Annotated in this window: 12 protein-coding genes and 2 pseudogenes; 9 read left to right on the top strand and 5 right to left on the bottom strand. The window is 36.6% G+C overall.

What is annotated here, in order from left to right:
• Window positions 1-615 precede the first annotated feature (615 nt).
• From QZR76_RS05715 to QZR76_RS05705, 3 genes and pseudogenes are all read right to left on the bottom strand, one after another.
• Window positions 616-1,335, bottom strand: a complete 720-nt coding sequence (locus QZR76_RS05715; protein WP_294141207.1) for a helix-turn-helix domain-containing protein — start codon at window positions 1,333-1,335, stop codon at window positions 616-618.
• A gap of 152 nt (window positions 1,336-1,487) precedes the next feature.
• Window positions 1,488-1,697, bottom strand: a pseudogene (locus QZR76_RS05710) (tyrosine-type recombinase/integrase); the annotation flags it as partial.
• A 97-nt stretch (window positions 1,698-1,794) separates the two neighbouring features.
• The gene (locus tag QZR76_RS05705) at window positions 1,795-2,103 is read right to left on the bottom strand and encodes a ParA family protein (RefSeq protein ID WP_294141205.1); all 309 of its coding nucleotides are present in this window, start codon (window positions 2,101-2,103) and stop codon (window positions 1,795-1,797) included.
• A 597-nt stretch (window positions 2,104-2,700) separates the two neighbouring features.
• Between QZR76_RS05705 and QZR76_RS05700 the strand changes: the two genes are divergently transcribed.
• Window positions 2,701-2,961, top strand: coding sequence for a hypothetical protein (locus tag QZR76_RS05700; RefSeq protein ID WP_294141203.1), 261 nt, complete (start codon window positions 2,701-2,703; stop codon window positions 2,959-2,961).
• A gap of 51 nt (window positions 2,962-3,012) precedes the next feature.
• Here the strand turns inward: QZR76_RS05700 and QZR76_RS05695 are convergent, their stop codons facing one another.
• Window positions 3,013-3,852 carry an AraC family transcriptional regulator gene (locus QZR76_RS05695; RefSeq protein ID WP_294141201.1) on the bottom strand — a complete coding sequence of 280 codons (840 nt, stop codon included), beginning with the start codon at window positions 3,850-3,852 and terminating at the stop codon, window positions 3,013-3,015.
• Between the two features lie 95 nt (window positions 3,853-3,947).
• On the opposite strand from QZR76_RS05695, the gene QZR76_RS05690 reads away from it, so the two are divergent.
• From QZR76_RS05690 to QZR76_RS05655, 8 genes are all read left to right on the top strand, one after another.
• Window positions 3,948-4,601 (top strand): flavin reductase, encoded by a 654-nt coding sequence (locus tag QZR76_RS05690; RefSeq protein WP_294141199.1) that lies wholly within the window; start codon window positions 3,948-3,950, stop codon window positions 4,599-4,601.
• Window positions 4,586-5,173, top strand: coding sequence for a PepSY-associated TM helix domain-containing protein (locus QZR76_RS05685; RefSeq protein WP_294141197.1), 588 nt, complete (start codon window positions 4,586-4,588; stop codon window positions 5,171-5,173). The genes QZR76_RS05690 and QZR76_RS05685 overlap by 16 nt, the downstream gene beginning before the upstream one ends.
• Window positions 5,174-5,190: 17 nt before the next feature.
• A complete protein-coding gene (locus QZR76_RS05680) occupies window positions 5,191-6,135 on the top strand; it encodes a DMT family transporter (RefSeq protein WP_294141195.1) in 945 nt (314 codons plus the stop codon).
• A gap of 103 nt (window positions 6,136-6,238) precedes the next feature.
• Window positions 6,239-6,523: a hypothetical protein gene (locus QZR76_RS05675; RefSeq protein WP_294141194.1), complete on the top strand. Its 285-nt coding sequence runs from the start codon at window positions 6,239-6,241 to the stop codon at window positions 6,521-6,523.
• Window positions 6,524-6,622: 99 nt separating this feature from the next.
• Complete coding sequence (locus QZR76_RS05670; RefSeq protein WP_294141192.1) at window positions 6,623-7,006, top strand: hypothetical protein; 384 nt, start codon at window positions 6,623-6,625, stop codon at window positions 7,004-7,006.
• A 189-nt stretch (window positions 7,007-7,195) separates the two neighbouring features.
• Complete coding sequence (locus tag QZR76_RS05665) at window positions 7,196-8,083, top strand: RteC domain-containing protein (protein WP_294141190.1); 888 nt, start codon at window positions 7,196-7,198, stop codon at window positions 8,081-8,083.
• Window positions 8,084-8,543: 460 nt separating this feature from the next.
• Window positions 8,544-9,332 (top strand): hypothetical protein, encoded by a 789-nt coding sequence (locus QZR76_RS05660; RefSeq protein WP_294141188.1) that lies wholly within the window; start codon window positions 8,544-8,546, stop codon window positions 9,330-9,332.
• A 57-nt stretch (window positions 9,333-9,389) separates the two neighbouring features.
• Window positions 9,390-10,205, top strand: a complete 816-nt coding sequence (locus QZR76_RS05655) for a hypothetical protein (protein WP_294141186.1) — start codon at window positions 9,390-9,392, stop codon at window positions 10,203-10,205.
• A 117-nt stretch (window positions 10,206-10,322) separates the two neighbouring features.
• Here QZR76_RS05655 and QZR76_RS05650 read toward each other — a convergent pair.
• A pseudogene (locus QZR76_RS05650) lies at window positions 10,323-11,329 on the bottom strand (site-specific integrase); the annotation flags it as partial.
• Between the last annotated feature and the right edge of the window lie 263 nt (window positions 11,330-11,592).

Genomic DNA, 11,592 nt, shown 5'->3' with positions numbered 1-11,592 from the left:
TAAGTTTTTAATTTTATGCGGATTTGAGAGGTGAGGGAGTTGAAGTTTCACTGAACTTTTTTCCTGTTTCCCGTAAATCCGACTTTTTTTTATGCGTCTTCGGGTCGGTCGTTTTCGTTTCACATAGGCGTAAAAGGGTAGTGTTTAGACTTTGCAGGGTTTGGGGCAAAAAATACCTTGCACCTGGCGGGCGCAGGGAAGATTTTTTTGCCAAACCGGAACGGTTCGACCTTGCAAAGTCGTGAAGAACACGGAAATACCTTTGCCTATTGAAACAAAAACAATGACCGCCCACCGTATGACTGTTTATGGGAGTGGTTTACAGCAAGAGAAACAGGTAAAAGGGCTACTACTATTCTTAGGGAATGATAGAAATATAGGGTTCAGTTATTAACATTGGGAACAGGTGGATGGGAATAGGCAAGTGTATTGCCAGCTTGTCTTGTGATACTCTTGTATGGGGTTTTTGGAGGTTCTTTTGCGAAAATCCATAACGTGAATAAACGAACGTGCGGTAGTGTTTGGAGTTTTGAAAATGTACCGGAGTAATGGATATAAAAATAGCGGGACGATGCCCGCTATTTTCAACTTGTCGCAATTTATTACTAGTTCAATTTACAAGGCTATAATCGTACTATGTTGATTTTCTATTGTATTTTGTAACTCCGGATTAAATGACGCTGAAAAATACTTCTGGTATGATTTGCAAGGGAAAGAAGCATATAGATTAATCGGAATCTCATATCTATAATATACTGCTGCTGGGTTTCGTTTTATCATTTCAGGTGTAACGAAAGGCAGTAATGTTATCTTTCCCTCTTCAGCAGGAGGATCCATTAATACATTGACCGTATCTCTGTCAGCATTAAATATTACAAGTTTATTTTGAAGTCTTGATAAGGGATATTTTTCTTGAACTGCCCTGAATATTAAAATGTCAATTTCATCATGAGGGTAATCTTTTTGTCTTGGGTACTCTTCAAACAGATTAACCGGCTCTGCATTGTCCTTTATTTTGTATCCAACATCAAATGGGCGCTTATACATAAAATAAGCAACATCTTGTGCCCCATATTGAGTTGGAATATTCAAAATTATCATTTTCAGAATACACCACTCTTTTTCATCAATGGGACGAATTACATTGTCATTCACTTCGCCATATAATTCAGGCACAGTCACACCAAGCACTTCTGCCATCTTCTTTAAAGTAGTCGGTCTTGTGTTTCCCGAGGATATAATACGACTTAGTGATTGAGGGTGAATTTGCATTTTATCAGCTAAGTCTGCAATTGTCATCCCTTTTGAAGTACATATTTCTTTTACTCTTTTCATTTTCTAATACGCTTTCCCTATACAGCATTAGGTTTTTAACTCATGGTGCAAATATACATATTGTCTTCATAAAACAAACAATTAAAACATTTATTTTGTTTATAATAACACTTTAGTATCACATTGATAACATTTTCATAAAACAAAGGAAGTTATAGACTGACTTCTTTGTATATCTTCTCAATACCTGCAAACTTCTCAGAAAGCCCCTCCATATCGTTACCAATCTTGCTATTGGTGATGCGGGCGTAGATTTGGGTTGTTTCGATATTGGTATGCCTCAGCGTCTTGCTAACTGTCTCAATGGGAACGCCTTTAGCTAGCGTGACGGTGGTCGAAAATGTATGCCGGGTAAGGTGGAAAATCAGCAGCAAAGCAGGCATAGGAATAATGAAGTCTGACAACAGGTAACTTGTTTGAAATGAATTGATTTACTCTGATTTGCTAAAAAGCGAAAGTTCAGAATACAGTGGAATCAGGCAGCTTTTCAGTTACCAAACCGTTAGCGCAGACAATCGGGTAGGTCTGCTTGTCGATGGCTTCCAGTAGGGCTACCGCCTTTGCCTGATAATAGAGGTTATTCTCCAACTGGCGGATTTTACGTTTGCGCATTTCGTAAATGCTGCATTGCGGATAGTCGCAGTCGATAACGGCGACATTATACCCATGCGCATAATGCAGGAGACTTAACGCAAGGGCGGTAAAAGTACTTTTGCCCGCTCCTCCCTTTTGGGTGGAGAAAGCGATGAACAACGATTTCTGTTTCATAAATCTAACTTTTTAAAAGGATACATACTGTTAATTTTCAATTTTCCCGGTTTTATTTTTAATTGGAGATTTTGCAAAAAGCCATTCATTCAAGATTGGCAATTTGCCTTTTTGCGAATCGGATTGTTTGCTTGTTTTCATGTTTATAAACTTTCAAACCATCAAATACTCAATTTTACAAATTACCATTTCTTCGATTCTCCAAATTTCCAAACAGCTGGCAAATATAAATCACGAATATGTACCGTTTCAAATATCAGGCGTTTATGTGGTATTGTGCCACATTCTGCACATGGATTACAAGGAGTTGTCTGTTTCCATGTTTGCAAATTACCAAGTTGTCAAACTTGAAAACTATAAAACTTGCAGTATGAAAGGATGGGGAGATAATCAAGACTGGCTTCAATCCGTCATAAAGACGGATTTTTGAGTTCATTGGAACTCGGCAAGGTGTCTTTTGAGTTACTTAAAAGCTTGTGGGTTACTCCCACAGCAAGGTGTGTATCGAGTTACCCGATACCTTTTGAGCTACTCTCAAAAGCCTTGCCCTGCGGGAGTAATCACCCTCCGAAGTCGGGTGATTGGGGTATTAAAATCATGTCTGACCACAAGGTGGCGGCTATCAATTTACTCAATGTGTTGATACGCATCCCCAAGCTTATAGAGCAGTGCAAGACACTGAACGATACTTTTAAGAAAGATTTGCCCACGCTTCGAGAGCTTGTGGGCGGTATATGGAAAAAAGAGGATGAATTGAAGCAACTTAAATCCGAGGTGGCGATATTGGAGAGAAAAATACAACTAACATTGACACCATCTGAACAGCTGGAGTATTCAGAAAATGTACGGGTCGAATAGATAAAGTTCAACAACATGAAATATCATTATATTTATATAGAATACAATCTCCTATTTTCCTACGTTTTTATAGGCAGAAGGATTAATACCTTCATGCCTTTTAAAGAATTTGGATAAATGGCTTACATCTGTAAAACCAAATTCATCCGCAATTTCTTTCAACTTGATTTCTCCGGTTTCTAATCTGCGCTTGATGAGTTGTAATTGCATCTTTTCGATATATTCTTTATAACTTATCTCGAAATTCCGCTTGAAATAAGTACTGAAATAAGATGGCGAAATATTAAAATTATTAGCAATCATATTGATGGAAATACAGTCACGGTTAGATATATTCTCTTGAATGTATGCTGCTATATGAGCGTTAGTTGGAGTTTTCTTTTTTAATTCAATATTTCGGTTCTCAATATATTCTTTTATCATTCCGAAAATGGAAAGAATATGATAATACACAATAGACGAACGAAGTACGTTAATCGTTGAATTATATAGGATAATATTCTCAAAAATATTCTTCAATATAGTCTGGCAAGGTTCACTCACCGTTATCTTGTCTTCTTTCAGCCATTGAATTTCCATGATGGAAGTTGGAGTTATTTCTCGTGAAAAGGACTTATGGGAGCGGTCATAAGTCTCAAAATAGCTTGAAGTAAATTTAATATAGGTAAAGTGCGTTACAGTTTTTACTGTGAAATAATGGCGGTCACCGGGTGCAAGCAGAAATAAATCCCCTTTTTCATATGGAATTGTAACTTCATTAAAAAAATGGTCCCCACACCCATAATGAATATAGATGATTTCAAAATGGTCTTGGGCATGTAATTCGCAAGAATATTCTTCCTCAATTACATCTATAATCTTTAATGATTCAAACTGGCTGCACTTTCTCATGGCGCAAATATACAAAATAATGTAATGCAAATACAAGTATTTCAATCCTATTTCTGCCTACCTTTGCAAAATAATCATTAACTAAATAACAGAAAATGAAAAAGATAACATTATTTTCAATGATTTTAGGTATATTTTTAATTACTTCATGTATGGAAAACAGTAAAAGATCAGACAAAGTAGTCTTCACACAGAATGAAGATAGCACGAGTACCACAGGTTGGCAATCTCATTATGACCGGATGGAGGCAACCGACCTTCCTGATAACGTAATAGATTTAATAGGTAAGCAATGGATGCTGGTGACAGCAGGGAATAAAAGCTCTTATAACACAATGACAGCAGCGTGGGGAGCGGTTGGCTATATGTGGAGCAGACCATCTACTTTTATTGTAGTTCGTGATTCAAGGCATACTTATCAATTTTTGCAACGAGAAGAAAGTTTTACACTAAGCTTTTTTACAGAAGAATATCGGGGAGCACTTAGAATTTGTGGAACAAAATCGGGACGAGATACTGATAAAGTGTCAGAAGCAGGGTTGACCCCATTGGAAACCCCTTCCGGACTAATGAGTTTTGAAGAGGCTCGAATGATTATAGAATGTAAGAAAATGTTCGTTCAAGAGATGGACTATGCAAATTTGACTCAACCTTATAAAGAGAAAATTATGGAAGAATCTTATAACAACGAGCCTTCTAAACACCAACTCTTTATTTCAGAAATAACCAATATATGGATAAAGAAATAACAAGCAGATTACGGATAGGGAATTTGTTCCGACGGTATTGCAGGACGGTTCATTTTCATCTATCCTTTTTCTTTATGGGAGTGATTCTTATTTATGCAGTATCGGGCATAACGATGAATCATTTAAAGGGTTTTAATCCGAAATACTATATAACTGTAAACAATTATACGGTGAAGGGGACATTCCCTACCTCCCATAAATTTAATAAAAATGAAATAATACAGTTGTTAAAAGAGGTAGGCGAGCAGGATAATTATATCAAACATTTTTATCCGAATAGCTCAACGGTGAAAGTTTTCTTGAAAAGTGGTTCATCCTATATTCTTAATACTCAAACAGGAAATGTTGCTTATGAAGGAATAAAGAAAAGACCAGTTTTTTATCAACTCTCATTTCTCCATTATAACCCGGGAACATGGTGGACATATTTCTCAGACCTATTTGCGGTATGTCTTATATTGATATGTATAAGCGGTATTCTAATGAATAAAGGTAAACGAGGTTTGTTCGGAATAGGGGGAATTGAATTATTGGCAGGTATATTAATCCCTGTGCTGGCTTTAATTTTATAGATAAATTACATAATAAAATGGATGCAAAATTCAAAGGTTCAATTTATGGGATTATTGCAGCAATCAGCTATGGGACAAATCCACTTGGGGCATTATCTCTTTATGAAGCTGGAATAAACACTAACTCTGTATTATTTTACCGCTTCTTACTTGCAACTTTTTTTCTCGGTGGGTTAATGTTTATACAAAATAAATCGTTCAGGGTTACACGAAAAGAATTAGGAATTTTGGCAGGGTTAGGGATTTTGTTTGCGGCATCTTCGCTGACCCTGTTTCTAAGTTTCCATTACATGGATGCAGGAATAGCGTCTACAATTCTGTTCGTATATCCTGTTATTGTAACTGTCATCATGGCTATTTTCTTTAAAGAAAAAACATCTTTAATTACGGTTTTATCTATTCTTTTGGCTATTGGGGGCATAGGACTGTTATACAAAGGGAATAATGGTAGCGTGTTAAATGCAACGGGAGTATCGCTTGTTATGCTATCCTCCCTTTCTTATGCACTTTATATTGTTGCTGTAAATAAATCCTCTTTAAGAATGTCATCTATAAAGTTAACGTTTTATGTTCTGCTATTTTGTACATTAACTATCATGGTTCAATCATTTTTTGACAGCAACAACCATTTACAGTTATTTACAACCTTTTCTATGTGGATGTTTGCTATAATGCTTGCATTGGTTCCTACTGTTATATCCTTAGTATTTATGGTAATTGCAGTACGCCAAATAGGTTCAACACCTACTGCTATCATGGGCGCATTGGAACCACTCACTGCGGTGGTTATCGGTATTACTATATTCAATGAAATATTCACTCTACGGTTGGCTGTTGGCATTATGATGATACTAATAGCTGTAATTCTGATAATAATTGGTAAATCAACTCAAATCAGGACATTAACGGTTGCTATTATTTATATAGGACAAATACTTCATAAACCTTGGCAACCGAAATGAAATTATCTAAATCATAAATTAGCTAACCCCAAAAGAAAGTTTGTATTTTCTATATTAATGCAGGTATAGTAGTACTCTATCACAACTTAACAAAATACTAGGTATGAGACATAAATATAAATCACCGTTTTGTGATGAAAGTCCGGTTGATTGCCTTTTTGAAGTGAAGAACTATCAGATAGAAGAAACGGTTCGTAATGATGACCAGAATATCAACTATCTGATATTCTGTCATAAGGGACACGCCCGGATTACCAGCACCCTCTTCCACGACGAAATTCTGTGTACGGGGGATGTGATGTTCGTTCCCCGTGGGAGTGAATGCAGCGGTATCGCCCTGAGAGATGTAACCTTGCTGGTGCATAAGTTCAACAACACGGTCTGCTAACACGAAAAGTGCATTCTTGCCTATCTCTACTCGCACCGGCACATCCAATCTAAAATATATTGCTGTAAATTGACCATACCGAAGTCCTTGCAAATCCTTATGACGGGAATTGCTACCTATCTCATGGACGAAACGCACGACACTGACCTCTGGAAGTTGAAGCACAAAGAACTGATTTGGGTATTCACACGCTATTTTGAAGTAGAAGAGTTGCAATCATTCTTCCATCCGATGACTGACGAACAAGTGCCATTCCGAAACCTTGTAATGACTCATTATCGCAAAGCAAACAATACGAATGAACTTGCCGACCTCTGCGGCTATGGTATTTATACTTTTCGCCGTCTGTTCAAAAAAGAGTTCGCAACTTCCGTGCATCAATGGCTGATACGCAAGCGGGCGGAAAACGTGAAGTACCGTCTTTCACAAATTTATATTCCCTTCACCGATACTATAGAAGAATTCAATTTTTCATTGCTGTAACAGTTTAACCGTTTTTGCAAACTCAACCTCGGTGACGCCCCAAGTAATATACGGCAACACCATATTCAAGAAATTGAAAATAAGGAATAACAGTTTGCCCATTTATGATAACAGAATGGTTTCTTTTGGGTAAATAGCTATTGTGTTGATATTCGTATCTTTGCACCCGAATAATAAATGACAATTTAGATGCATATAAGGTATAAGGAAATGACACAGGAATTGGACAGACGGGTATCTACCATCGACTTGAACGGAAATCATATTATCAGGGAATGTAAGACAATGCTTATTTTCCTGAAAGAAAAGCTGACCGAAATGAAAATACTTGTCTTGTCCGAAGCTTTCGAGAGCGATGCCGAAGAAATCAACTTTTTCAAATATCATAAGCCGGGGATTCTGGGGCAGTTGATTTATTTCCACGAGATACTGCGTATCGAAAGCCAACGTCCCATCGGAGAAGAAGGATTAGATGCGTATTACGAGAAGTGGCAGGAAGAACAAAAACTGTTTTTTGACCGCCATGTAGCATTCTTCCAATATTACCGCAGTGGGGCAACTTACGTGGATAAGTACTATTTCCTGCGTGGAAAGCAGGAGAATATTGTTGACATAGATATATGCCATTGGGATGACGATTCAGAGTTTTCAACAGGATATGACCATCTTGTCGCCCGCATCATAGCCATGGAAATGTTGTACGCTCTCTTATCCGTGAAACGTACCAGATTGCGAAACGGAGCAGAAGAGATGCTCACTGTCAAAGGTTCCTACAAGTGGACTGGCAGTGCCATCGAATTGGTGGAAATAGTGTACGGACTCAGTGAAATGGGCAGTATCAACAATGGTGAAACCCCGATACATGAATTAGCCGCTTTTGTGGGTACTCTCCTGAATATCGACATCCATGATTGTCACAGTGCTTACACCGACATGAAGCGACGCAAGAACGACAGCCGTACGTACTTTTTAGACAAGATGCGGGAACGGATGAACAAACGGATGAACAGGGATGACGAGAAAGAGAAAATAGATGTTATTCCTATGGTTTTGTCACAAAAATATAACTTTGATTAAGTTTTAAAAAAACTTTATCCCTGAATATACTTTTTAATAAATGTATAACTGGCAGACCAATAGAAAAGAGGGGTTCTCTGCTTTAAAACTGGTTTTAGTTTGGTTATGAACGCCGGAACATATAGTCATCTTTAAAACAGTAGTCGGTCATGAACAGGTCACGCTACCTTGCCTAGTCAAAGTAGGTTTTCGCAAATTCAGGTAGTTTACAGATTGCTCAAAAAGTTCATAAGCATGCTTCTCGAAAGAACGGATCTGAGTTTATCCCGAGGTGGCTGGGGAAATACTACCTCCGAAGTATCTATTTTATAATCCTAAAAATGAATAATTAGATAGTAACTTGTGTACGACTGAAAAAGTTAGACTTCAATTAGTTGACTCTTTAATAGTTCAGCGAAATGTATTACCTTTGCAAAAAGGTAGCCATTATTAATAATCGTAAATTTGTAATTTTTAGAGCATGAGTAAGGAATGTTTTGTTATACAGCCAATTAGTGATGAAAAATTCACGAAAAGATATGATGATATATATAAGCCCGCAATAGAAACTGTTGGTCTTTCTGCATATCGAGTTGATTTAGATCCTGCGGTTAAAATCCCCATTGAAGATATTGAATCGAACATTAAAGACTCAATAATATGTTTTGCTGATATTTCTGTTGATAATCCTAATGTTTGGTACGAATTAGGATATGCTTTTGCTTTAGGAAAAGATGTTATCATGGTGTGTGACGAGAGTAGAAAAGATTTCCCTTTTGATGTTAGGCATAAAAATATTATTAGGTACAAAACAGAATCCCCCAGCGATTTTAATGAACTTAAAGAACGAATTATAGAGAAAATAAAGGCATATATTCATTCTCAAAAAACAACAAAAAAAATACTTGAAAATCCTATTAAGGAAACCGACGGTTTTCAACCATATGAATTATCTTTATTGGCTTTTATTATTGGGGAACAATATACAGACGAAGAAGTAGCAAATGTTTATGAACTTCGAAATAGGATGACTAAAGCAGGCTTTAATGATACGGCTTTTAGCATTGGAATGCGTCTATTAAAAGCAAAAGGATTTATTACAACAAAAATAAATAGCGATTATAACGGAAATGAATATCCTGTTTGTGCTTTGTCAGATGATGGGGTAAACTTTATTCTCAATAACACCTATTTGTTTGATTTACAACAACCTGCAATAAAAGACAAAGTCCCAACAATAGTGTCAAATTCAGATGATTTGCCTTTTTAATATATTCATTCACCCATACTTTTATTATGAGCTTTAATAAAAGTATAAAATTAGAATATGATTATAAAAGATTTTATCTCAACTATAAAAGATATATTTGAACTTAAAGAATCAGACAAGTCTGTATTTAACAATTTGTCAGAAGAGTTGATTCATGAACAATTGAAATATTTACGGAGTAATCTTGAGATTTCAGCTAAGAAGTGTGACATTTACTCATACATAACAAATCATTTAGGGGAAGAAATTACTAGTTTAACTCAAGAAAGCCACGCTGATTATATTACAGGAAAATGGTTATCAATCATTGATATACACAGAAGTATCTATGACATGCTTGGTTATCTAACACTATTTCAGATGGATGCAATGACCACATGTATTAGTTTGTTTGATGCGAAAACAGACACGGAAAGAATCATGCTTTGTAAACATGCTTACACCATCCTGTATGAAGCTTTAGAACATAATTTATTTAAAAGAGTATCTCGTGATATGCGGAAATATCCAAAAGAATTGATAACAAGTGACGAGTTAAATGAACTGTGGGGAAATGTAAAAATAAGCCTAAAGGATATTTCAGAAAAGGAAGAAGCTCAGCGTATTCGTAATAGCATTGATGCTCATAAGTCCAATTCATTTATGCAGCAGATTGATGTATATAAAACATGTAAATGGACGCAAAGCATAATTAATCTATATGTTTTGATACAAATAATTGATAATATTCAAAATTGCATGGAGGGTATTAATCAAAATATGAATAAGTTATTAGAAGCGTTTAAAATAGAGACGAAAGAATACATAAAGAAACTAGATTATATCCGGAAGTCTCTACAACAATCTGATGAAACTTTTCTCAGTTCAAAATAATATAGTATCTTTGCATACAGAATGAGCGTTCTTTTGATTAATGCAGAATTAGGCGATTTATAGAACTTCGCTCGTTTCTAAATCGTTACCTATCATAGAATAGACACTATCTAATCATCTGTGTTTCAATTAGAAAAGAGAGATCAAATGTCTTCTCGTGTGAAATGTCAAATTCTTTTTAATCCCGCACACATTGGCAATCTCTTTCAAGTATGCATTGAGCTTTTGATTGCTGATTACCGGGAGTATTTTACCGTTGGGTAATTTGCCCTCATACTTTTTGAGAATCATTTTGGGAATATCCAGCAACGGAACATTTACATTCGTATTGGTTTTCTTGCGTTTGGTGATAATCCACAGGTTGCCGTCAAAGGATGTACGGATGTTGTCTTGGGTCAGGGCAGCCATATCGCTGTACGCCAATCCACAGAAAGAGGAAAAGATAAATAAGTCCCGCACCTGCACCAACTGTTCGGATGCCAGTTTCTTTTTGGTAATGATTTTCAGCTCCTCTTCGGTCAAATACCCTCTATCTACACGCTCCAGCCGGATTTTGTAGTTGGCGAACGGGTCGCCGACAAGCATCCCGTTGTTGCGAGCAATCAGGATTATGCGTTTGAAAAACTGCATAAACTTGGCAGTCGTATTATAACCACATTTACAGGTAGTACGCAAATACAACTCGAAGTCGGTAATAAACATCGGAGTGATTTCATTGATGGCAATATCCGATATATTGTATTTGCTTTGGATAAACTCGGCAAGATGGCGGCGGGTCACTTTGTATTTGCGGTAGGTGGCAATCGTCTTAGATATGCCGACCAACTGCTTTACATCATCATTGTGCTTTTTGAAAAGGTCTAAAATGGTTTCGTGTTTTTCACTGTGTCCCAAAAATTCATTCTTCACCTTTTCGGCTGTCACATAGTTCTCACGTCGTTGCTGTTCGTGTAGATATCATTCAGGGATGCTTTTATATCCTCTAATAAGGCATTTATTTTGCCTGCATCCTTACCTTTGGTTTTACCCGCTGCTATATTCCAGTTTTCGGGCAGAATGCTTTGTTTCGTGCTGAACTGGAACAACTTACCGTCAATGGTAATTCTTGCCATAATCATAACCTCACATTTTTTAAGTTACAAGACTAATGATAATACTTTAAATGTGAGATATTTAGATGGTGGAAAAATTCAGACTTCCGGTGGTCATTTTCGGACAAATCGTTACCGTTTTTGTCCGGTAGGAAAAGGGTAACGATTTAGTAACGAAACTCTGTCTTTTCAAGTCCTTTTGCTGTCTTGAAAACAAGACTTATAGGCAATAAGAATATGTAAATAGCTGATTTATAGGTTTTTGTCCTCTTGTTGTCCTTGTTTGTCCAGTAGGT

Source organism: uncultured Sanguibacteroides sp. (genome assembly GCF_900543425.1).
Lineage (GTDB): Bacteria > Bacteroidota > Bacteroidia > Bacteroidales > Marinifilaceae > Gabonibacter.
Note: the sequence above shows the minus strand (reverse complement) of the source record. Positions and strands in the feature narration are given on the sequence as shown.

Coding starts and splice junctions, on each gene's coding strand:
- QZR76_RS05715 (WP_294141207.1), bottom strand. CDS start 1,335: ATGAAAAGAGTAAAAGAAATATGTACTTCAAAAGGGATGACAATTGCA.
- QZR76_RS05705 (WP_294141205.1), bottom strand. CDS start 2,103: ATGAAACAGAAATCGTTGTTCATCGCTTTCTCCACCCAAAAGGGAGGA.
- QZR76_RS05700 (WP_294141203.1), top strand. CDS start 2,701: ATGTCTGACCACAAGGTGGCGGCTATCAATTTACTCAATGTGTTGATA.
- QZR76_RS05695 (WP_294141201.1), bottom strand. CDS start 3,852: ATGAGAAAGTGCAGCCAGTTTGAATCATTAAAGATTATAGATGTAATT.
- QZR76_RS05690 (WP_294141199.1), top strand. CDS start 3,948: ATGAAAAAGATAACATTATTTTCAATGATTTTAGGTATATTTTTAATT.
- QZR76_RS05685 (WP_294141197.1), top strand. CDS start 4,586: ATGGATAAAGAAATAACAAGCAGATTACGGATAGGGAATTTGTTCCGA.
- QZR76_RS05680 (WP_294141195.1), top strand. CDS start 5,191: ATGGATGCAAAATTCAAAGGTTCAATTTATGGGATTATTGCAGCAATC.
- QZR76_RS05675 (WP_294141194.1), top strand. CDS start 6,239: ATGAGACATAAATATAAATCACCGTTTTGTGATGAAAGTCCGGTTGAT.
- QZR76_RS05670 (WP_294141192.1), top strand. CDS start 6,623: ATGACGGGAATTGCTACCTATCTCATGGACGAAACGCACGACACTGAC.
- QZR76_RS05665 (WP_294141190.1), top strand. CDS start 7,196: ATGCATATAAGGTATAAGGAAATGACACAGGAATTGGACAGACGGGTA.
- QZR76_RS05660 (WP_294141188.1), top strand. CDS start 8,544: ATGAGTAAGGAATGTTTTGTTATACAGCCAATTAGTGATGAAAAATTC.
- QZR76_RS05655 (WP_294141186.1), top strand. CDS start 9,390: ATGATTATAAAAGATTTTATCTCAACTATAAAAGATATATTTGAACTT.